Annotated in this window: 19 protein-coding genes, 1 tRNA gene and 1 pseudogene; 6 read left to right on the top strand and 15 right to left on the bottom strand. The window is 53.8% G+C overall.

The genetic code is table 11. The features are described 5' to 3' along the window. Positions 1-7: 7 nt before the first annotated feature. The 7 genes from OZX74_RS01415 to metA form a co-directional block, all read right to left on the bottom strand. Complete coding sequence (locus OZX74_RS01415) at positions 8-1,012, bottom strand: F0F1 ATP synthase subunit gamma (RefSeq protein ID WP_277156819.1); 1,005 nt, start codon at positions 1,010-1,012, stop codon at positions 8-10. A 3-nt stretch (positions 1,013-1,015) separates the two neighbouring features. Continuing rightward, positions 1,016-2,644 carry a F0F1 ATP synthase subunit alpha gene (gene atpA / locus OZX74_RS01410; RefSeq protein WP_277156818.1) on the bottom strand — a complete coding sequence of 543 codons (1,629 nt, stop codon included), beginning with the start codon at positions 2,642-2,644 and terminating at the stop codon, positions 1,016-1,018. Between the two features lie 94 nt (positions 2,645-2,738). After that, entirely contained in the window at positions 2,739-3,566 is an 828-nt protein-coding gene (locus OZX74_RS01405; RefSeq protein ID WP_277156817.1) for a F0F1 ATP synthase subunit delta, read from the bottom strand. A gap of 78 nt (positions 3,567-3,644) precedes the next feature. Beyond that, positions 3,645-4,175, bottom strand: a complete 531-nt coding sequence (locus tag OZX74_RS01400; RefSeq protein ID WP_277157370.1) for a F0F1 ATP synthase subunit B — start codon at positions 4,173-4,175, stop codon at positions 3,645-3,647. Positions 4,176-4,233: 58 nt separating this feature from the next. Next, positions 4,234-4,461, bottom strand: a complete 228-nt coding sequence (atpE, locus tag OZX74_RS01395; RefSeq protein ID WP_277156816.1) for an ATP synthase F0 subunit C — start codon at positions 4,459-4,461, stop codon at positions 4,234-4,236. An 85-nt stretch (positions 4,462-4,546) separates the two neighbouring features. Continuing rightward, complete coding sequence (gene atpB, locus OZX74_RS01390; protein WP_277156815.1) at positions 4,547-5,359, bottom strand: F0F1 ATP synthase subunit A; 813 nt, start codon at positions 5,357-5,359, stop codon at positions 4,547-4,549. 288 nt (positions 5,360-5,647) lie between these two features. Continuing rightward, on the bottom strand, positions 5,648-6,694 hold the full coding sequence (gene metA / locus OZX74_RS01385; RefSeq protein ID WP_277156814.1) for a homoserine O-succinyltransferase: 1,047 nt from the start codon (positions 6,692-6,694) through the stop codon (positions 5,648-5,650). A 117-nt stretch (positions 6,695-6,811) separates the two neighbouring features. On the opposite strand from metA, the gene OZX74_RS01380 reads away from it, so the two are divergent. Next, positions 6,812-6,888: transfer RNA gene (locus OZX74_RS01380), tRNA-Met, on the top strand. A 272-nt stretch (positions 6,889-7,160) separates the two neighbouring features. On the opposite strand, the pseudogene OZX74_RS01375 reads toward OZX74_RS01380, so the two are convergent. After that, a pseudogene (locus OZX74_RS01375) lies at positions 7,161-8,327 on the bottom strand (IS1249 family transposase). A 402-nt stretch (positions 8,328-8,729) separates the two neighbouring features. On the opposite strand from OZX74_RS01375, the gene OZX74_RS01370 reads away from it, so the two are divergent. Further along, on the top strand, positions 8,730-9,290 hold the full coding sequence (locus OZX74_RS01370) for a recombinase family protein (protein ID WP_277156813.1): 561 nt from the start codon (positions 8,730-8,732) through the stop codon (positions 9,288-9,290). Positions 9,291-10,236: 946 nt separating this feature from the next. Here OZX74_RS01370 and OZX74_RS01365 read toward each other — a convergent pair. The 4 genes from OZX74_RS01365 to OZX74_RS01350 form a co-directional block, all read right to left on the bottom strand. After that, positions 10,237-10,401, bottom strand: coding sequence for a hypothetical protein (locus tag OZX74_RS01365; protein ID WP_277156812.1), 165 nt, complete (start codon positions 10,399-10,401; stop codon positions 10,237-10,239). Positions 10,402-10,987: 586 nt separating this feature from the next. Continuing rightward, positions 10,988-12,196 (bottom strand): DUF4062 domain-containing protein, encoded by a 1,209-nt coding sequence (locus OZX74_RS01360; protein ID WP_277156811.1) that lies wholly within the window; start codon positions 12,194-12,196, stop codon positions 10,988-10,990. A 42-nt stretch (positions 12,197-12,238) separates the two neighbouring features. Further along, positions 12,239-13,039 carry a hypothetical protein gene (locus tag OZX74_RS01355; RefSeq protein WP_277156810.1) on the bottom strand — a complete coding sequence of 267 codons (801 nt, stop codon included), beginning with the start codon at positions 13,037-13,039 and terminating at the stop codon, positions 12,239-12,241. A 391-nt stretch (positions 13,040-13,430) separates the two neighbouring features. Next, positions 13,431-14,042 (bottom strand): YfbU family protein, encoded by a 612-nt coding sequence (locus OZX74_RS01350; protein ID WP_277156809.1) that lies wholly within the window; start codon positions 14,040-14,042, stop codon positions 13,431-13,433. A 152-nt stretch (positions 14,043-14,194) separates the two neighbouring features. Between OZX74_RS01350 and OZX74_RS01345 the strand changes: the two genes are divergently transcribed. The 4 genes from OZX74_RS01345 to OZX74_RS01330 all read left to right on the top strand — a co-directional run bounded on the left by OZX74_RS01345 (position 14,195) and on the right by OZX74_RS01330 (position 18,335). Further along, positions 14,195-15,013: a hypothetical protein gene (locus OZX74_RS01345; protein WP_277156808.1), complete on the top strand. Its 819-nt coding sequence runs from the start codon at positions 14,195-14,197 to the stop codon at positions 15,011-15,013. A gap of 1,487 nt (positions 15,014-16,500) precedes the next feature. Next, complete coding sequence (locus tag OZX74_RS01340) at positions 16,501-17,286, top strand: hypothetical protein (RefSeq protein ID WP_277156807.1); 786 nt, start codon at positions 16,501-16,503, stop codon at positions 17,284-17,286. A 192-nt stretch (positions 17,287-17,478) separates the two neighbouring features. Beyond that, a complete protein-coding gene (locus OZX74_RS01335) occupies positions 17,479-17,892 on the top strand; it encodes a hypothetical protein (RefSeq protein WP_277156806.1) in 414 nt (137 codons plus the stop codon). 44 nt (positions 17,893-17,936) lie between these two features. Next, complete coding sequence (locus tag OZX74_RS01330) at positions 17,937-18,335, top strand: DUF805 domain-containing protein (protein ID WP_277156805.1); 399 nt, start codon at positions 17,937-17,939, stop codon at positions 18,333-18,335. Positions 18,336-18,606: 271 nt separating this feature from the next. On the opposite strand, the gene OZX74_RS01325 is transcribed toward OZX74_RS01330, so the two are convergent. From OZX74_RS01325 to OZX74_RS01315, 3 genes are read right to left on the bottom strand one after another with little or no spacing between them, the layout of a single operon-like run. Further along, positions 18,607-21,387 (bottom strand): glycosyltransferase family 39 protein, encoded by a 2,781-nt coding sequence (locus OZX74_RS01325; RefSeq protein WP_277156804.1) that lies wholly within the window; start codon positions 21,385-21,387, stop codon positions 18,607-18,609. A gap of 23 nt (positions 21,388-21,410) precedes the next feature. Then, positions 21,411-21,854, bottom strand: a complete 444-nt coding sequence (locus tag OZX74_RS01320) for a hypothetical protein (RefSeq protein ID WP_277156803.1) — start codon at positions 21,852-21,854, stop codon at positions 21,411-21,413. A 41-nt stretch (positions 21,855-21,895) separates the two neighbouring features. Beyond that, positions 21,896-22,279, bottom strand: a complete 384-nt coding sequence (locus OZX74_RS01315; RefSeq protein ID WP_277156802.1) for a glycosyltransferase — start codon at positions 22,277-22,279, stop codon at positions 21,896-21,898. Positions 22,280-22,558: the final 279 nt, after the last annotated feature.

Below are 22,558 nucleotides of genomic sequence, written 5' to 3'. Positions count from 1 at the left end.
AGCGTTCCTACTCTTCCTCTTTGTTCAGCGCATCTGCGCTGCTGATTATCTCAGTAAGTTCCTGGGTGATCGAAGCCTGACGCGAAGCATTGAGCTGGTGCGTAAGGGTATCGATCAGGTTGTTGGCGTTGTCGGTCGCTGTGTGCATGGCGTTCTGTCGGCATGCCGTCTCGGAGGCGGCCGCGGTCAACAGGCATTCATGGATACGCGACTGCACATACTTCGGCAGAATCGCATCCAGGACCTTGTCGACGTTCGGCTCAAACGTATAGAGCGGCGACAGCTGATCGCTTTTCGCCACCGATGTCACATCCCCGGCTTCCGTAGCCGCCGAAGAATCGGCCTGCCCGTTTCCGGACTTAACGTCATCGGCGGGTTGAGCCGCGGCATTGGCATCAGGCTTGCGATCGTCGCTTCTGACCAGTTCGACCGGCAGCATGCGCAGCACACGAACCTTCTGCACCACCATGTTCACAAATTCCGTGAAGACGATATACAGCTCGGAAACACCGCCCTGCGCAGCCGTTTTCATATAGTCGTCCAACAGCCGGTTGGCGATTTCCCTGGCGGTATCCGCGCCCGGCTGATCGGTGTTGCCTTCCCACGTCGCCGCGATCTGGCGATTGCGGTATTGGTAGTAGGAAACCCCACGACGGCCATAAACGTACAGCAGAGGTTGCTTGCCCGCTTCGTCGAGGCGAGCGAGCAACGATTCCGTCTCGCGGATGATCGACGAGGTATAGGCACCGGCCATACCGCGATCCGACGTCAAGGCGAGAACGGCGACCCGAGGGTTGTGTTCCGTAGACTTGACAATCGGATGATCGATATCGGTATGTGCGGCCAGCGCCTGGACGGCATCGAAAATCGCGTCGCTATATGGCTTCGCGTTGAGCGCCACAGTACGAGCCTTGGCGATATGCGAAGAAGCGATCATCTCCTGTGCGTTGAAGATCTTGCCCAACGACGTGGTGGAGGTGATGCGTGATTTCAATCCGAGTTGCGAAGCCATGGGTTACTTATCACCCGCCACAATCTTTTCCTGCTCAATCTTGGTAGGAGTGGTGGCGACCGGCGACTTTACGACCAAAGGCTTGCCGGCCTTGGTCACATAGTTCTCACGGTATTTCTCGACAGCCGCATCCAGAGCCTTCTCCGTGTCAGCGGTGAAGTTCTCGGTGTCACGAATCGTCTTGAGGATGTCGGTGTTGTGCTCGAGATAATCCAACAGACCGTGCTCGAAAGGCAGCACGTCGACGATTTCCAGATCATCGAGCTTGCCGTGGGTGCCGGCCCACACGGAGACGACCTCCTGCTCCATCGAATACGGAGAGAACTGCGGCTGCTTCAACAGCTCGGTCAGGCGCGCGCCACGTGTCAACTGCGCCTTGGAAGCCGCATCCAGATCGGAGGCGAACATCGCGAAGGACTGCAACGAACGGTACTGCGCCAGCGAAATCTTCAGCGTGCCGGAAACCTTTTTCAATGCCTTGGTCTGGGCCGCGCCACCGACGCGGGAGACCGAGATGCCGACGTCCACTGCGGGGCGCTGGTTGGCATTGAACAGGTCGGACTGCAGGAAGATCTGGCCGTCGGTGATGGAAATGACGTTCGTCGGGATGTAGGCGGACACGTCGTTCGCCTTCGTCTCCACAATCGGCAGACCGGTCATCGAACCGCCGCCAAGGTCGTCGGAGAGCTTGGCGCAACGTTCGAGCAGACGGGAATGCAGATAGAAGACATCGCCCGGGTAGGCCTCACGCCCCGGCGGGCGACGCAGCAGCAGGGAAATCGAACGGTAGGCCTCGGCCTGCTTCGACAGATCGTCGAAGACGATGAGGACGTGCTTGCCGTGATACATCCAGTGCTGACCGATGGCCGAGCCGGTGTAGGGGGCAATGTACTTGAAACCTGCGGAATCGGAAGCCGGGCTGGCCACGATGGTGGTGTATTCCATGGCACCGGCCTCTTCGAGGCTCTGACGCACGGAGGCGATGGTGGAGCCCTTCTGGCCTACGGCCACATAGATGCAGCGTACCTGCTTCTTCGGGTCACCGCTCTCCCAGTTGCTCTTCTGGTTCAAAATCGCATCGATCGCGATGGCCGTCTTGCCGGTCTGGCGATCGCCGATGATGAGCTGGCGCTGACCACGGCCGATCGGTGTCATCGCGTCAATGGCCTTCAACCCCGTGGAAAGCGGTTCCACAACGGGTTGACGATGCATCACATCCGGGGCCTGCGCCTCGAGAATCCTGCGGCCTTCGCTTTTGATTTCACCCAAGCCATCGATCGGTTTGCCCAGAGGGTCAACCGTACGCCCGAGGTAGCCGTCGCCGACCGGCACGGAAAGCACCTCTCCGGTGCGCCGTACCTCCTGGCCTTCCTCGACACCTGCGAAGTCGCCGAGGATAACCACGCCGATCTCGCGGGGATCAAGGTTGAAAGCCAGGCCGAGCGTGCCGTCTTCGAACGTCAGCAGCTCGTTGGCCATGCAACCAGGCAGTCCCGTTACATGCGCGATGCCATCGCCGGCCGTCGCGACAAACCCCACCTCTTGGGTGGGAGTGTCACTGGGCTTGTACGAATCGACGAAATCGTCGAGGGCCTTTCGCACACTCGCAGGATCAATGGTAAGTTCTGCCATGATCACTCCTTATTGATTAATTTGTTGACTGATAAGTCTTGGTACAGGTGCCGTTTGAAGCACCTTGTTGTTTTCTCGATGTCCGGCGTACCGCTCACATCTCCGTACTCACTTTTCGGCGTAGCTGCAACAGCTGAGCGGCAACGGTGTTATCCGTGACGTCCGCCCCGATCTGCACGCGCATCCCGCCCAAAACCGAGGGGTCGACCGATGAATTGATATGCACCGGACGGCCAAGCCTGGCCGAGTAGATTGCGGCGAGCCGCTTGATCTGGGTCTTGTTCAACGGCGTGGCCGTGGTGACGGTGACCATCGATTCGCCCATATGATGGGTGAATTTGGCGATAAGCCACTCAAGAGTCACCAGGAAGCGACGATGACGCGGATTGGCAACGGCATGTTCGGCCAATCTCATGGTCACCTTGTTGAGCTTCGAATCGGCGAAAACCGCGTGCAAAAGGTCCAGACGCGCCTTGGCCGGTGCAAATTCGTCGGAAAGCTTGGAACGCAGCACCGACATCTTGAGCAACGCGGAACGCATTTCCGCCAATTCGATGGAGACCGCAAGTGTGCTGTCGGTCGCATCGGCGTAATACATCATCCCGTCGACGGCAAAGTCCTCAACAGCGTTGGCGATATCACGAACCCGGCTCCAATTGCGCGAGACCAGATCATCGAGAATCTCCACCGTCAAAGGATCGGCCTGATCGGCAAGAATGGCCTTGACAAGTGCCTGCTTGTCGGCAGTGGGCCGGGAAGGGTCGGTAAGTGAACGCTCCACCTGTGCATCGTGGTCGAGCAGATTGGTAACGACGAACAGCTCCTCGCCGATTCGCCACGCGCCCTCCCCCTTGTCCTTCAATTTCGGAGCCAGGGAATCACGCGAAGTGCGATCAGCGCTGAGTGACGCTTCTCCTCGCATTGCTCACCTCACCTTCTTTGGATGAATACTGTTTCAAATCCATGTGCCGCAACATATTCCGATGGTTGACGGAACATATCACTTCGTACTGTCTGTTTTCTTGTCGAGATCGTCAATCATGCCGTCGAGCATGTTGGTCTGCACGTCGCTGTCCTCGAGCTTGGCGCCCAGAATCTTGCCGGCGAGAGCCGTGGCCAATGTGCCGACCTCGCTCTTCAGCGTCACCATCGCCTGCTGTTGCTGCGAGGCTATCGAACGCTGGGCGTTCGCGGTGATCTGCTCGGCTTCCTTGTCCGCACGGGTGTGGGCGTCGGAAATGATCTTCGTCGCTTCGCCGCGGGCGTTGTCGGTGATCTTGGAGGCATCGACACGGGCATGGTTGAGCTGGTCCTCATACTTTTTCTTGGCCAAGTCCGCATCTTCCTTGGCTTTTTTGGCCTTGGCGATGTTGCCTTCGATCTTTTCGGCACGTTCGTCGAAAATGGCGTTGAACTTCGGCATGAAGAATTTGTAGAAGAACACGGCGACTATGGCAAGAATGATCAGGGACCATACGATGTCATAGACCTTCGGAATAAACAGATCAATACCGCCGTCTGCAAGTGTCACCATGAAGTCCTCCTTTCACGTTTTGTTGCTGTTTGTACTTTCTTGCCAAGTTATGAGACTACTTGATAAGCAGAGCCACGAAGCCGAGCAGGCCGAGAACCTCGACCAGTGCCAAGCCGATGAACATGATCATCTGGATCTTGCCGCTGACTTCGGGCTGACGTGCCGTGGACTCCATGGCCTTGCCGAAGAGAATGCCCAGACCGAGGCCAGGACCCAATGTCGCCAGACCGTAGCCGATAACGCTCAGGTTGCCAGAAACCGCTGCGAGAGTGATGATATCCATTTGTTTTCCTTTCTAACGGGATGGATTCACGTTAAAAACTTGAATTCTTTTTGTCACGTTTTGTTGTTGGACTATCGAGGGCCTCTCACTCGTCCGGATAACTCAGGTTGATATAGACCGTTGCAAGAATCGAGAAGACGTAAGCCTGCAGGAACGCTACGAACACTTCGAAAAGCGTCATTACGATGCCACCGAGGAACCATGCGGCGCCCACGGGAATGCCGACCATCTTGTTGGCGGACTCGATCATCCAGAACTGGGCGAACGCCAGGCAGGTAGCGACCGTAAGGTGGCCGGAAATCATGTTGGCGAAAAGTCGAATCGTCAGCGACGCCGGGCGGATGATGACCAACTCGAGCAGCTGAATCGGAGCCAGAAGGATGTAGACCGGCCACGGCACTCCGGGGGTGAAGCATTCATCGCGGATGTAGCCCCAAAGTCCCTTTTCACGGCACGCAGTGACCCAATACTGCACCAATACCCAGATGGCAAAGACCAACGGCATGGTGATGGTGGCCGTCGCGGCCATGTTGGCCCCGGGGATGACACCGAAAAGGTTGAAGAAGAAAATCGTGAAGAACAGAGTGGTGATCATCGGCACGTAACGCTTGCCACGCAACTCGCCCATGGTCTCGTAGACCACGCTGTTGCGTACGAAGTCCATGCCGAATTCGATCAGACCCTGCCAACGGCCGGGAATGAGCTTGGCACGGGCCGCGGTCAGGCCCAAAATGATGAGCAAGAGAATCGTAGCGACGATGCGGATGAGAATGATGCGATTGATAGCAAATGGCGTGCCCTGGAAAAGGATTTCCGGAGGCAGGAAGTCGTTGACACCCGGCAAATCCGCACCGGACGCCGACGCCAACACCATATTCGCGCCAACAGCTTCGATCATGTGCCCTCCCCGATTTATCTTGAGGCTACCAGTCTATTCCATCTAAAGGAAATGAAAGTGTCGCGTTCCACAAATCGGTGCAAATTGCTGACAATCTCACTTCTCGGGTCTTCTGTGACAAGAAATTATGCTGAATTTGACACACTCGGCACGATTCTCGACTTTGAATGACCGGTGATGATTGTACGTCGCTTTTGCGAAAAATTGTAAATCAGGTCACAATTACGGCCAATACCAGTATTTACGGATAATCATTAACATCAATAGACAGTTTGATGTCGAGATATTTCAGCCTTTAACTGCGTTGGGGATAAGGCCATATCCGTCATTTTCAAGCGGTTTGAAACAATCGTTACGCGGAGCACCGGGCTCGTGCCGAATGGAGCGGTCGGTACCCAATTTCTTCTCTGCGCGAAGTTCGGGAACCTCTTTGAGATCGTACGGCGTGGTTTCGTAGACCCAGTTGAGCCAGTTGCGCCAAAGCAGATTCGCATGGGCCCGCCACGAGAACAGCGGTTCCATCGTGGGGTCGTCGTGTGGGAAGTAGTTGGCCGGGAAGGGCACGTTCGTCAGGCCTTTGGCCTTGTCGCGCTCGTATTCGTCACGCAACGTGTATTTGCCGTATTCCCAGTGACCGAGCACGAAGACCTCGGAAAAATCGCGTGCCGCGATGAGTCCCGAGCCGGCCTGTGGCCCCCAGGTGAGCACCTGCAGGTCTGGATTCTTCGCGATATCGTCCTCGTTCATACCGGCGACACGCGAATGCGGCTGCAGCGAAATCTCGTCGAATCCGTTGGTGATGAAGCAATACTCATCCTGCAGATATTGCGGGAACACGCCGAAAAGCTTTTCCCTGAAATTTTGCTTGCGGATCCCGTAACGGTAGTTGAGGCCGGCCATCGCGCCCCAACACAGATACATCGTCGAGAAAACATGGGTCTGCGCCCAATCGAGAATCTGCTTCAACTCGTCCCAGTAATCGACCTGTGCGAAATCCAGCTGCTCCACCGGCGCGCCCGTGACCACCAAGCCGTCATAATAATTGTCTTTGAACGAGTCGAAGTTCTCATAGAACTTGAGCAGGTGATCGGCGCTGACGTGAGTGGACTCATGGGTCGAGGTCTTCATGAAATCGATGTCGACCTGCAGCGGGGACTTGGAAACCAGGCGCAGCAACTGCGTTTCCGTCTCGATTTTCTTGGGCATGAGGTTGAGAATGACCAACTTGAGGGGACGGATTTTCTGCCGTTCCGCTTCAGGCTTTTCGATGGCGAAGATCCGTTCGCTCTCGAGTATTTCACGCGCAGGCAGTCCACTGGCAATCTTGATAGGCATGGTTCCATTATGGCCGCACTTCTGCCCAGTTTCTGCCCTGACAGCAAAAAACTCGCCGAAGATTTGACATTTGCGTCATTATCCGTAATGTAGATAACTGCTGTCTTAAACAGCCGTCGCGGGGTGGAGCAGTTCGGTAGCTCGCTGGGCTCATAACCCAGAGGTCTCAGGTTCAAATCCTGACCCCGCTACCAATAGCCCAGAATCTCAACGATTCCGGGCTTAATTATTTTTTGAATGAGGTAAATAGCAGCGTAACAATCAGCGATAGATGCGTCGGGATATCTGACGTGGGTGTGGAATTCGTTCCAGTCGACGCCGGTGCCGATGCCGGGCTCGTAGCCCAGAATCTCAACGATTCCGGGCTTAATTATTTTTTGAATGAGGTAAATAGCAGCGTAACAATCAGCGATAGATTTATAAGATCGGGTTATAGGCCATTTCGTGGTGTTTTAGAATCCGTTTTCTAGTCGGTAGCGTTGGGGTATCTGGTCGGGGTGTGGAATTCGTTCCATTCGACGCTGGTGCCGATACCTGGCTCGTCGCCGGTCCTTGCCTCGTCCCGCGTCCCCGCTTCCTTAGCCCGTTCGGCCTTCCGTCTGGCATGCCCGAGGTAGCCGTCGAGCGCCGCCGCGAGATCGGGGCGTGGACTGCGCATGTAGCATTTCCATTCGCACGCGCGCATCATGTGGTGCCGGGGCATGCCGCGGTGGTCGTCGAGCACGCGCTTGACGGGCGCGTTGATGCCGCCCTTCGAGGCGGTCGGTGTCGCGGGGCACGGGCCCTCCGGCCAGGAGCTCGGGATCGGTATGAGCGAACAGGCTCCCGTCCCGGAACAGCCTTTCGAGCCTCTTGTAGCAGAGGCGGAGCCGCTCGTGCGTCCACCGCCACTTCCTTCCCGCCGCGCGCGAGGGGTCCTGCCTGGCGGTGGTGCGTTCGCTGACCATGCCCCTCCACCGCTGGTACCACGCGTTGAGCGTCTCGCCCCGCCTCGCCGCATCCTCGGCCGTGCGCACCCCGAACAGCCGGGACGACAGCTTCCGCAGCTCCCTGGCGGCCTGGGTCCCGGGTCTGTGGGTGAGGTCGCGGTTCGTGTCGCGGTGCACGTGCACCAGGCAGCGCTGCAAACGGGTTTCCGGCCACTCCGCGCCGGCCGCAGCCGTCATGCCGTGCATCCCGTCTCTGACCAGCACGTCCGGGGCCGGCACCCCATAGAACAGGGCACGGTACTCGGCTATCGACTCGTGGGCGCACCAGCGGATACGGGCCACCAGGCCCGTCGTGCCGTCCATGAGCACCAACAGGCACCGGCCGTTGACGTACGTGCCGTCCTCTCCAGGACATGGCTCTTCGCCCCGGGCAATGGGGATCACGGGGCGACCTTCCAGCACCACCGGCGGCCGCGGCGAAAGGAACGGCCCTCCTCGGCCAGGGTATGACCGCCCAAAAGGCGCGTGACGAACGAATCAAGCTGCCGCAGCATCACGCGCCGGCCCCTGGGGTCGCGGCAGACGCTGTTGACCGAGCATTCCGGGCAGCGCCACAGCTGCGCGCCGGCCCCGGTCCTGCCGTGCCGTATCATCTGCCCGCCGCAGCGCGGGCACCGTTTCGCTTTCTTCGATCTCGTCCTCACACGGTTCAGGACTACCGGAAAAGCCCCCTAAAAACACGGGGAAAAATAACGGCACGAAACACCTACTCCCACAAGGCCAACCCCCGATCTTAAGCACCACATTCTGGCCTATAACCCGGCCATCGACCACGCCAAGGCCGTCAGCAAGGACCCGAACACCAAGAACCGATAGCCTTCAAACCTTCGAAAAGGGAGCGGCACAGCGGATCAAGTCCGTTGCGTTGCTCCCTTTTCTTTTCAACGACTGTTTCTGAGTGTTCCATAAACGGTCGTTTACGGAACAAGTCCGATCCATCCCGGTTCCGACCAAGTTTGTTACGCTTTGGACGTACCATAACCCATACCGTATTCAATGTCCGATATAATGGAAGTGTAACGGGTTTCGGTACGAAAGGATTCGAAATGCTGATCGGATACGCCAGGGTCTCCACGCTGGAGCAGAACGAAGACCTCCAGGTGGACGCGCTCAAGAAAGCAGGCTGCGAGAAGATATACACCGACCATGCCAGCGGCGCGAAGGAGCACCGGCCTCAGCTCGACGAGATGCTCAGAGCGCTTCGCAAGGGCGACACCGTCATCGTCTGGAAGCTCGACCGCATGGGCCGCAGCCTCCAGAACCTCGTCACCCTCATGAACAAGTTCAACGACATGGGCGTGGGGTTCAAAAGCCTGACCGAGAACATCGACGCGACCACCTCGGGCGGGATGCTCGTCTACAACATCTTCGCGGCCATGGCCCAGTTCGAACGTGATCTGATCCGCGAGCGCACCAACGCGGGCCTCCAGGCCGCCAGACGTCGAGGCAGGAAAGGCGGGCGCAAGCCCAAACTCACCCCGGCCCAAATCAAGAGGGTGCGCGAGCAGTACGACTCCAAGGCCGTCACCGTCAACGAAATCGCCAGCCAATACAACGTCGGACGCACCACCATCTACCGCGCACTCGACAACACCAAAAACAATTAAACCTTAAATTAAAATTGTAAAAACTAAAACAAAAGTCAACTAGGCAACAACTATTTTAACGGGAAGCGCCCCAATCATTATGGGGCGCTTGGCAAGCTACCTATGCTCCAGCCAATCATACAGCCAGACGCATGCCACAAGAATAGCAATCGCCGCTAATGCTGAACCGGAGTCCAACCTAGCGATGAGCAGTGGCAAGCCCATCGATGCCAACTCCAAGATAGTCGGAGTTCCTTTATCCTTTTTATGGTCATCTTTTTGTTGCATAAGATGCCCTTTCGCTTTCGCATTTGTTCGTCGTCGTTCACACGGGATCGTGCGAATAACCAGTCACAGCTTCGATCTCAAGGAAACTGTGATATTTTCAGTATACTTCACATATTTTTTAAAAATGATATATACTAAAACTGTTGGAATTGGCGGTCTCAACTATTAGAAGTCATGAAGATAATATCCGATTGATTTCCGATGGTGCTCAATTTCAATAGGGCATGGCTTATGTCCTGCAAGTAGCATAGATAAATATAGGAAAAAATATAGATAAGAAAAAATATATGATAGAAAAATATAGATATTTAAAAATAACACCGTATGGTGGAATTTATTTCTATATTAATCATCAACTAATTATCTAGTTACGTTGATTATTCAATAATCGATGTTAACGGTGAGGGTCAATAACCAAAATTATTGGCCCTCATTGCTTTTATACGTCACCATCACCATTTGAGTGCAAGCTACTCTGCGAACATATCAAATTCGTTCTTTTGATTATATACAAACAAGACAAAGTAAAAACAGAAGTCAACGTTTCCATTCAACTAAACTACTTGAAAATTCCGAGACTTTATCGACAAAATTGCTATCCAACATGACATTGATATCTTAATCAACTAGAACCAAAGAAGTACCCGGCACGGGTCACCCCACGCCGGGCCGGCCCTAACTAACGGCTAAGCCACCTCCAGATAACGATCAGCCCGCAACCGACAACGATCGCGAGCAGCACGTCCACCACCGCGTTATCCGCGTTGGCCGCCAGAACGACGACCAGCGCCACGATGGCCTGGATAGCCTCAGGCCCGTCAGAGCCCTTCCTTTTATGGGACATAATTGAATGTCCTTTCAATGTATGCCGCGCCACGATGGACGCGGCGAGGTCATGCCCGGAAAACCGCATGATTGCGCCTGCAAAAGCAGAACGCAACAGGCTCATCCTACCGCGAAAGATGAATATCATACCTTCGATGATATAATGTCTCTATTGGTTGTGGCGTCGGAAACCTTCCGGACCATTAGGCGGGCAATAAAGCTTTTACCGGAAGGGGTCACAACTGATATTGGGATGCAAGTCCTTTTCAATGTATGCCGCTGGCCCCGATGTTCGGAAACGAATACCGGGGCCAAGGTGTACCCGGCCTCCTTAAAATCCTTGCCCACTTTTTGCCCACAAATTGCCCACAATTTATTAAAAACACAATAATCCCGGCAAATCGCAGTAATCACATAATCGTTGGAATTTCAACGTTTCTACGCTAAAACCGCTGATCCCCAATAATCCAATATAGAGTTCAACTCCCCCTACTTGCACCACAGCGAAATCTACAAGAACTGGAACCACAACCGAGCATGGTACGGAACCTGATCCTCCCACTATATTGTCTCGCCTTTTACCCAAATATGAACCGCACAATCTGTCACGAGAATGCGTCCAAGAGATCAGAGTCCATGTAGTTGCGCCTTGGATCGCTTCCCTCGAGCCAGTCGCGGGTGTCCTCACCTTTCTCCGTAAGCGCGAGGCTGACGCGCGCCCCGTTTGCGGCCAGAGATTCCTCTATCAGATTCTTCTCGTTGAATTTGTCCTTGATGCGATTCCAGCAGCGATCCGTGACATGGACGCTTCCGTCGTAACCTAGTCTCTTTACAAAGGACGCACAGAAGACCTCCCGGATGTTCCGTTCGTCACCGGGTGAGGTAGTGAGACTGTCTGTCAAGAGGCGGAAGATAATCGACTCTTTCAGATTACACGAGACCGTATGCGCTATCGGCGATCCATTCGCACCGTCGATTACGACGGGCAATAAGTGAATACTGAGCAACGAGGCCTCGTTGATGTTGAACTGGGGCTTCGTACGCGGTTGGACAGCAATCAGTTTCCGCCCCGTCCCGACATTTTGCGCCGTTTCGATCTTGAGTTTTCCGTTTAACTCCTTGTTGGCCTTCTCCAGCTCGGCCGCATGCCGGGAAAGCTCCTTGTTCTGTTCCCTCAGATCATCGATTTCTTTCCTAAGGGCACCGATCTGATTCTGCAGGCCGTTTGCATTGCCAACCGCGTCGTCCCCGTCGTCTGCGCTAGTGTGTCTCCTCGTGGGCGCATCTACGCCGGATATAAGTTCATCAACAGCCTTCCTTGCCATCGTGGCTAGGCCGGCTATGTCGTTATAGTTCCACTCGTTGAGATTCACCTCATGCAACAATTCAGCCCGCAATGAGTCCAACCGTGTGCGCTTCTCGTTTTCCTTGCCGCATCCCAAGTACTGTTGATCAACCTGGCTGTTGGGAATGTTGTCGAGCTTGCAGATGAACGGAATCACGGGTTTGCCGAGACTTTTGGCCATTCGGTACTCATATTCCGTGTAGCTCATGTTCTTCAGACGGCCGACGGGATCACCGTAGCGCCCTGCAAGGATCAGCACGACCAAGTCACTGTCCTGAAGCTGTTGCCTGATGTATTGCTCTTGCGGGGTCCCAGACGAGCTGAACTGCTCCATACCGACAGGGATTAGGTCACGGCCCTGCAGGGCTGAGAGCACCTTCGCTCTGTGGTCCTTCAAATCCTTTGATGTCGAACTGACGAACACTTGATACTTCTTCCTTGCCGTCTTCGTTGATCTCATCGGTATCATTCGATCTCATTCCTGATTGTTCATAGAGCCACTGGTTTTAGATTACCTCTCTTGAATCCAAAAGAACGGCCTTCTCGCAAGGTCTCCCTCTATGACTGGGAGAGTGAACTGCGCCGATACGGCATCACTCCATCGGGTCCTTGTCAGATCTGTAACGTCGCCCGCCTTGTCGGGGATGGCATCGCTATAATCAAGGTCGCACAAAATGAAACCGAAAGGAGGGAACGCGACGACGGCGAAGGTCAAGTACTGCCTGTCCTTGTAGATTACTGTAATCCAATCGGAGAAGATGCTCGGGCCGGTCAGGTCGGGCAGCAGGTACATGTGCAGGCGGTAGCGCTCCGGGAAACGATTGTCTTCACAGTTAAGCAGGTAGTCTCTGCAGTCGGACATGCCGCCCGGCGTTGTTACGGTGCAGAAGTTGGAAACGACCTGTTTGGAAAAAGCCAGAGCCTGCAGACTACTGGCAGTCATCTGGCAGAGTCTGTGCTCATGGTCAATGGCAATAAGATGTCTGTCGGGGTTACGGATCCCGTATACAGAAGCCAGAAGGAATTTATCAAACGGACGAACATAGTGATTGCCGAGGTAGCTGTTACAATCACGACACAGCGTCTGAAAGCCCAAACCTCGCTGTTGCTGCCGATACTTCAGGCCTCCCACGTTGCCGGTTCCGAAAGAACCGGCCTCAATGGCCTCCTCGCCAGAATAGACCAGCACCTTATGCCTGTTACCGACCGACTGTGGCGGTATATGCTCGAAACTCAGCAGCTTGTTTTGGCCGCACACGTGGCATTCGCCAGTTCTGCCCTTATTTGAGGAGCCTGTTTCGTTCGTCATCATCAGTCTTCTTTCACACGCTAAGCGGTACAGGCAAGTGAGACTTTCCCCACTAAGCGTCAGCAAGGAAACACACAGCTAGCATACCACGCCCACAATGTGAATACAGAGATGATGTATGCAGAACGGAAGCGCCACACTTACTTTTTCCAAGGCCCGTATGGAGTGGTAATCTGCTCAATTTCTTTAGAAGTAAGTGGCGACCACGAAAGGCCACGTTTCTTGTTTTGTATCTGTTTATACAAGGTCAGCATGTCTCGGTAAAACGGCATCGACCGATGGTGAGAATTGCCATGGTCTGAATGTTCCATCATATCTTGGTATACATCCGTCCACCTCTCGTTATCATTAAGGAACTTAATGTAGCCAATTGCATAGTTTTCACGCGGATCAGCTAAATCAAAACCTCTGCAATGTATGTCATTTCACACTGTTCGGGCATTTGCTTCTTCTCTTTGTCGGTCAACGCATTATAACTGCTAAGCAAATCTCTAAACATTTCCATGACGTCATTGATCTCATTGGTCTGCCGTGCTGACAGCTCTGGCGCCAGGAACGGCAAACTATTAGTGTATTCAGCCGCATAACCCTGCTCAAGCGCCTTCGCAGCTTTCTCATACACTTCACTCTGCCACTTCAGATCATTCCCCTTCAGAACTTCGCCAGTCTCTTGATCCCGGTTATCCACAGCTGCCGCTATACGGTTCAGTGTGCTCAGTATGAGACGAGAAGGCACATCAAGCGAGTAAATCGGAACAAAATCCTCCATCTCTACATCGCCCTGCGCATCAATCTTCTGCTCTCCGTCATTCCGGGCTTTATCCAATGCCGCAGCGTTATGAGGCTTCTCGGCATCTAACAACTCGTTTAATGAACGTATGATGACCTCCGATCTGTTGCTGCCTGTCTGTTTCACATAATCGTCAAGCCTTTTCTTAAGATCCATGTCAATTCTCGCCGTGACTACGACCATATTCTTTTTCAAACTGCCTTCTTCTTGCTTCAAAACAATTCCTTTCATTCGAACTTAATATTGTATACGGTATTATATTACTATATATATTTGTCAATTCCTCAATAGCTCGATATTTTTCACTTCAGCATTCTTTATTAATTGAACCATGCTGTACTTCTACTATCAGCGATAGGAATGAAGACATGACAGCTTCAAAGGCAAAAATAGAGCCAGGCGGAACAAGTATCGACAGGGCGAAGATGCGCAAGGAGAACGGTTCTTATGTGTTCGATTGGCGTATACGACTCATGGATGGGCGGCTGTTGACACGACGCTCCCGGGGCAAAACCATTGGAATCGCACGACGACGGGCCAGGGAGAGTGCCGCCGAACTGTTGCGATCAGGAGGCCAAAAGACCTGGAAGACCACTGACCTGATGAACGATTACATCAGTGAGGTAAGCATCCCTGCAATAGAGTCGTCCAACCTTCGCAAGAACACGAAACTGCGTTATACCGCGGCAGCCCGGCAGCTTCTTATAGCCTATAAGACAGATCAGAATACCGAAGGGTACACGATTGCGGGAGGAACCACCTTCAAGACGCTCGAAACCGTTCTGAGATCCATAGCCCAGGAACACGGCAAGGAAAGCGCCCATCACGCAAGAACCGTGCTCAGCAAGTACGTTCTGCAAAGCATGGTGAGGGACGGTCTTGTGGAGAACAACCTGCTGCTCAAAGAAAGCATTGATCTGAATCTGCCGGAGGACGAGGACGATAGAGCAATCACGCGAGGAGGACATGCGCTCACACTCACCCAATACACAAGCGTTGTGCAGACGCTGCTCACCAATGGTGCCAGAAGACGGTATCAGCAAACCCAAACAAGGGAGATTCGGGCTGGAAGACCGTGTTGCCAAGAGACGGAACACAATAGACCTTACGCTTTTGCAGGCGGCAACAGGTCTGAGAGTCGGCGAGGCGAACGCGATTACATGGCAGGACATCAGTTTCGGACATGATTCGCAAGCTAACGTACATGTTTCGAAAGCATTGTCCAAGACCCACAAAATGCGAGACGTGCCGGTACTCATACCCGCTGTTGTCGAACGGCTGCAAACACGCAAGGCTGCGTCTAAAAATGATTCCGATCACGTCATCGGCGCACCCACTGACGCCTCTAAAATCTGGGACGCTCGGAACCGCTCAAAAGCCGTCGCAGGCCTCTACCGCGAGCTTGCACAAAAACTCGGTATACCTCTACTGGAAACCGCACGATCACATGTATGGAGGGCAACCCTCAACACCATGCTTCTGGGATCAGTACCGGAAATAATCCGCGCGGCCTACTTCGGACATACACAAGAGGTCAACAGGGATTCATACACGGACACAACTAATGTCGCACCGATGCTTAAGTCCTTCAACCAGCTCTTCACCCAACTCGCCATAGCCTAAAAAATAGCAGCGTAAATGTCAGCGATAATATCGTGACTTACAGTGACACAGAGTGACGTTAAACCATGGTTATCCACCATATAAACCATTGATATTGTTGACTTTCTAGTATAATCATGACATCCAGTTACAACCAGTGACAAAGCTATGTTACAACCCAGAGGTCTCAGGTTCAAATCCTGACCCCGCTACCAAAAGCCCGGAATCTCAACGATTTCGGGCTTAATCATTTTTCGACAACGCTGAAGTGCACTTAAATGTACGCCGCAACCTGAGACCTCCGGACCTGAAACCTTCTGGATCATTGGGCGAGCAATAAAGCTTTTACCGGAAGGGGCCGTAGCCGGCAAGGCATAAACAGCCTTTTATACGAGCCATCGGCCCTGATGTTTGGAAACGAGCATCGGAGCCGAGGTATATTCAGCGCAGATCGCTGACCACAGCTACGGTGGCTTACATGCGGGAATCAGAAAAGGCGTGTCATCCACTCTTCAGTGGACGGCACGCCTAAGCTTGCAGGGGAGGTTTGCTCCCTGCTCGTTAAGTGGACGGTGGCCAGACGCCATGGTCGCTTAGCGAGTTGAACGACTAAACGGAAGCCGACTCTAGGGCGATCCTCCGCTTGCCATCTGCGCTTGCAGTAACCTACATCGACAGTCAAGGACGACCACACGCTCTCGCGCTTCGTATGCCTTATCTGTGCCAATCTCAGCTACTATTGACAGTATAGTTAGCAAGTACGAGAGGAAAAGCAAGTTCATCTCAAAGATGAATAGGCTAGACTATGAATTGTTGCAAATACTGGGTTGAATTTTTAAAAATTTAGGAAAGTTCTCCCTTTATTAAAAATAAGATACCGTAATTGAAAAAATTAGTTCACTTAAATCAATGAAACATTATTAAAGTAATATATTACTCTATATTAGAGAAATTAAAATAGTGTATACTAAAATATAATCTAGTAATGCATTGAATGAGATTGGATTTATGAAACATGCCAAGCAGATTTACCTATCAGGTTGATTCCACCTCATCTGGAATGGCTCTAAGAATGGAACAAGAAACGGGGAGAAAAGAGATACCTATCACCAGAGACTTCGTCAGACGCGATGACGATGAAGTGAAAAAATTATCGAAAATAAATGATGCGGAAAAACTAAAAATCGCACTTAACGAAAAACGCAAAAGTAAAGACATGCCACCATTGGCAAATCTTATCAATGCAAGCAGGAAAGCAGGCAATGTACCTGTGTTGCTGTATCTCGCCTTACTGTGGAGATGCACTAAGCCCCCGTATGAAACAAAAGGAATTCCGGCGGCGGCCTGGGCTCGTTTGCTTGGTTTGGACAACCCTCAAACCGCTGGCGCAAAGAGAATTTACAATGCGATGGCGATACTTGAAAAGAATAAGCTGATCTCAACCGACAATCGAGGAAGAGGCAACATCGCTAACATTGTTCTTCTCGATTCCCGGGGAACCGGAGGTTCATATCGCCGACCTTACGATGAATATCGTATAAATAAAGAAAATTTATATTTTAAGGTTCCGACCAGCCTATGGGTTCACGGAAAAATGCAGAAACTCGGGAGCCCGGGGATAGCTATGCTGCTTATTTTCATTGCCGAGGGCGCTTATCGTAAAGAGAACAACAATAATTTGGGATATAGCTTTCCCCATAATGCATTCGTTATCAGATACGCCATTTCGGCTGCTACACGCACCAAGGGCACTAAAGAGTTGGAAAAAGAGAAATTGCTTAAAGTCACCAAAAAGCATGTCGGCGAAGACTCCTTTAGCGTTACCCGATTAAGGACATACTATAAATTGACGATTTAGCGAAGAACCGGGAACAGTATTAAAAGCAAAGCCAATATAAAACAGCTATACAGGTTATGGGATAGCCAATCCAGGACGAAAATCGACAACTGACAATCCGACAATGCCACTACAACGAGATAACCGGCCGATACGACATGTCTGCGGAATACAATGAGCTGCACACAATGACATAAAAGGAGACAAGCAGCCGTGGGAATCTTCTGGATATTATTCATCGTCGTGTCCATCGTCGGCATCGCCGTGTGCCGAATCTTCAAATTCATTGCGGAAATCGTCGTGTTTGCGATCGTCGTCCTGATCCTACTTTTTGCCTTGCTCTTCTTCGGCCTCTCGCGCGAAAATAAAACCGACAAGGATAACGAGCCTCCGCTCGAGGAAAAGCCGGAAAGCCGCATTTCAAGAGATCCTGCAAACAACACCCCGAAAAAGCCGTTTGCACCGCTCGGCTTCCCCGCGAACAAACGCAGGGCCGCACGGGTAAACGCCAAATACCAAAAAGAAAAAAAGAATCGGTCGACAACACCGGCGAGACCACGTTGCAGGTGCCGTATTACCGTTGCCCTCCGCCAAAAGCCATCAAACGTTTCTTCGCGAAATATCTGAGATTCTCTGGTCGTTCGAGCCGAAGCGAATATTGGTGGTCGGATTTGCTTATTTTGGTTGTCGGCCTCGCGTTGCTTATCATTGACAAAACCGTTCTCGGCAGGAACGGGAGTCTGCTCGATGTCATCTGGATACTTGCGATCTTCGTGCCCATACTCGCTGTAAGCATTCGTCGACTCCACGACTCCAACAAATCGGGATGGTGGATATTGCTACCGATGGTTTTAATCGCCGTCAGCGCCATCATTGTCGTCACCGCCTCTTCTGTTGCAAATGCAAGTATCGGCACGCTGGTTTTGAATACCGGGCATGCCGGTTCCGGTATCGCTTTTGCCGTAGGCATCGCCGGAATCATTGATTTCATAGCTGCTGTTTCTTGGATTGTGCTTATGACGCTTGCACCGAACCCGGCTGGGGCACGTTTCGACAAGGACGATCAATAAGTCTGCACTGCGGATATGGGATGAGGAAAATTGAAAACGGTGAAGGCAGCAAACTGTGCTGACTGCTGCAAAGGCACATCACCCCTGCCCCAGAACCGGAATCCGTTCAATGCGGCATCCAAGAAGAAGTATTAATGTGATTCTTCAACACGCATGCCAACGGTTATGACGAAAACATCGCGTGAACCGTAAACAAAAGCGGTCGGTTTGATTGGCCTTTGAGCAAATCAAACCGACCGCTTATCCTACAAAACCGTTATCGCTTTCCTTCCTATTTGGCGGTTTTGGTGGCAGTCAGGTCGTAAATCGTCACGCCATCGACCGTTTGGGACTTGAAATTGGCCTTGACCCATGTGACGATCTGGCCGGAGGCGTTCGAGCCGCCCATCTGGTTGCCGCCCATGCCGCCGCCCATTCCGCCTCCGCCGATGTAGTAATGGATCTTGCCCTCCCTGACATAACGCTTGAACTGCGCGAGCGTCGGGCTCGGGTCGGAGCCGTTGAAGCCGCCGATCGGCATGACCGGCTTCTGCGTAGCTAACTGGTAGCCGGACGCGCTCTGCGAACCCGTGGCCGCGGCAATCCATGTATATTGGTCGGCATCCTTCATCAGGAGCTTTTTAAGTTTGGTTCCGACCGAACTCGCGCCATCACCGCCAAGCAGACCGCCTGCGCCGCCGTGACCACCACGAGCGCCACCTTGGTTTCCACCGAACTGATTGCGACCGGACTTGCCAGAGCCCGTGAAACCGTTTTGCCCATTCTGGCTGCCCTGACCACTCTGTATACTTCCGCTGTTTTTGCCGGTTTGGCCATTCGTACCAGGCACTCCTCCGGTGGTGTTTCCGCTGGAATTATTAGAACCGGTGGAACTATTGGAATTATTCATGGATAGGCCACCGAACTGGCTGGAACCACGGTTGCCGGGAGCAGCGAGGCCATTGGCATTGTTCGCGCTGTTGGCACCGTTGGCACTGTTTCCGCCGTTGGTGCCGCCCTGGTTGTTCTGGTCGTTCTGGCTAGGCATAGCACCACCGAAACCACCTTGACCCTGACCTTGCTGGCCTTGACCGGGCATACCGCCTCCGGGACCGCCCTGGCCTGCGGGACCGCCGCCGGGTCCGCCCATCGAACCGGAAACCTCGGGACCAGCAGTGACTATCGATCCGTGATGACCGGTGGCGACTGTGTAACCCGCCCAGGCGGTTGGGCCCGCGTAGAGCGCGAGCATCGCCAAAGCAATACCAATCAGACCAATCTTGCCGACCACTTTGCCACCAGCGCCGGAACGCAGGGCGTGCAGCGAACGTATCGGAAGCAAAGCGATGGCGGAAACCAGCAGCGCAAGCGTTGACAGACCTCCGAGAACAAGCACTGCGGGACGCAACCATGGCAGCCAAGTCGAACGGGACAGCAATTGCGCGGCCCACAACGTGTTGACGAGCACCAGAACCGTCGCTAATAGACGCGACCACAAGGTGCCTCGCCGTTCCCATAGACTTTGCACGGCCACAGCGACCATCACGGCAACCGCTGGAGCAAGTGCCACAGTGTAATACTGATGGAAAATACCGCTCATGAAACTGAACGTCAGCCAAGTGACGGCGAGCCAGCCGCCCCACACCATCACGCCTGCGCGGCGCATATCCGTGCGGCGCACGCGAATCGAAACAGCAAGGCCAATAAGGATGCCGGCAAAGGCGATCGGCGCGAGCCAAGAAATCTGGGTGCCATAGACGCCATCGAAAAGGCGCGTGATGCCGGTTGTTCCCCACATACCACCACCCTGACCGCGGCCGCCGTGACTTTGGCCGCCGCCAGCACTTGGAGCACCGCCGGGACCACCACCCATACCGGTCATCGCACTATAAGCATTGCCGAGCGTTTCGGAAATCTTGCCACCGCTAGCTCCAGTTCCCGCGTGGCCGGTTACATGGCCGCCGCCACCTCCGGGAACCACAGAACCCGTCTCGTTGCCGGTCAAGCGGCCGAAGCCGTTGTAGCCGAAGGTGAGTTCGAGGAACGAATTGTTCTGAGAGCCGCCGATATACGGCCGGGAGCCGGCAGGAACGATGACGGTGAGCAGGACCCACCAACCGGCGCTGACCACCATCGAGGCGAGCGCAACAAGGCTGTCAACCAAACGCCGCCAGAATTTCGTCGGCGAGGCAATCAAAATCGCGAGCGCAAAGCCCGGAAGAACAAGGAAGACCTGCATCTGCTTGGTGAGGAAGCCGAGGCCGATGCATACGCCGGCGAGCGCCAGCCACAAGGTGCGTCTGCGATTGCCTTTGCGATCGGAATCGTATTCCAACGCGCGGAGCACCAAAGCCGAAGCGGCAATCATCAGCAGGACGAGTAGTGCATCAGGATTATCGAAACGGAACATCAGCGCGGCCACAGGGGTCAGCGCGAGCGTCGAACCGGCGATAATGCCAGCCCAATTGCCCCAATACCGGCGAACCGAAGCGTATAGCAGCCAAACGCTCAGCACCCCGCATAGCGCTTCCGGCAGCAGCAGAGCGAACGAGTTCAGGCCGAACGCCTTGATGGAAAGCGCCATCAGCCACAGGGCGGCCGGCGGTTTGTCGACCGTGATGGAATTCGCAGCATCGGACGAACCCCACAGGAACGCCTCCCAGTTTTTCGAGCCGGCTTGCGCTGCGGCCGCGTAGAACTCGTTGGCAAAGCCGTTGGCCGTGAGGTTGACGAACATGATCGCCACGCTCACCACCATCATGATGCCGAAAGCGAGCCAATCGACCCAAGTGCGTTTTTGGGCGATGGAATGCCGGACCGTGCGCACCGGGTCGGCGGAGACGAAACGGCCTCCGGGAATGCCGGTGAAGGCCGATTTGATGCGGCCGAAAGTACCGGAACGTTGGCCGGAATCGGCCTGAGCCATGTCCGTGGTTTTGGACGAGTTGGACGAATCGGCTGAGTTGGCAGAATCGTTGGGATTGCCGTAATTACTCGTGGCCGAAGAAAATCCGGGGTCACGCTCGGCACCGTTCAGGCCTGAATCGCCTGGTTGGTTTGGCATGTCGTTCATGGATGTGTCCTTTATTGATACGATTAGATGAGTGAAGCGGCAAGTTCGCGCCGCATCCGTTTGATGCCCACAAGGTCTTTGCGGACGGTGTCGGGAATGTCGACCGTCGTGCCCGCGTCCTCGACCCAGCGCACCGGGAATATATAGGTAGGTAGGTTGTAAGTCTGGGCGAGCGTCAGAAGCTCGGTGTCGAAGAACCACTCGTTGTCTTGTATTCTCGGCAGCAGAAATTCGGCGGCATTCGCGCTGATTGCCTTGAAACCGCACTGCGCATCCTCGAAGGTGACGCCCAAGGCCGTTCGCAACAAGGCGTTGTAGCTCCGGGAGATGAACTCTCGCTTGGCAGAGCGTGTGACGTGAGACTCATCGAGCAGACGGCAGCCGCTCGCCACTTCGGCTTGACCGCTCAAAATCGAGTTGACCAGTACGTCGGTCAGGCGGATATCGGTGGAAAGGTCGACGTCCATATACGCCCGGACTTTGGCTTGAGATTCGCCCCACGCCAGTTTCAGCGCCCGACCTCGGCCCTTTGCAGGAATACGGATCGCGCGAATGAATTTTGGATATTGCCGGCCAGATTGACGGCAATCGGCCAGGTATCATCAGTGCTCGCGTTGTCGGTGATGACGATGTTCCAGCTGTATAGCGGGAAATAGGACGGCTGGGATTGCGCCAAGAACCGGCTATTACGCGACGAGGCAAGGAACCTCATCAAGGCGAGAACCGAGTCGGCGAGTTGCTCCCGCTCGTTGTAGACGGGGATGACGATATCGACATCCACATACGCCGGCTTTCCCACACGCTCGGCGATGGGGACAAGGTTGGGAGGGTTGGGCAGGTTACGCCCGGTCTTCTCGGTTACGTTGATGGAGTGGAAACCATGTTGTGCCATTTGCGGCTGCTGTTGTGTTGTCATAATGACAGTACACACGACGATTTTGGATATACACTCAGGCAATCGTGGGACGAAGCCCGAAACCTGTCGCCAATACTATGGAAGTTTGCTGAGCGTTATCTGAATGAGATAAATCGGTAGCTCGTCGTTGAAACGACTGTTATATATCACCCGTCCAATGTTGCAATGACGCTGCAAAAAGCATGAAAAATGACCCCGGAATAGACCGGGGCCATTATCAAATCGCATATTCTTCTATTGTTTAAAGTCGCGCTC

This window comes from Bifidobacterium sp. ESL0798, from assembly GCF_029395415.1.
Lineage (GTDB): Bacteria > Actinomycetota > Actinomycetes > Actinomycetales > Bifidobacteriaceae > Bifidobacterium.
The sequence above is the reverse complement of the archived record's forward strand: the minus strand, read 5'-3'. Positions and strand labels throughout refer to the sequence as shown.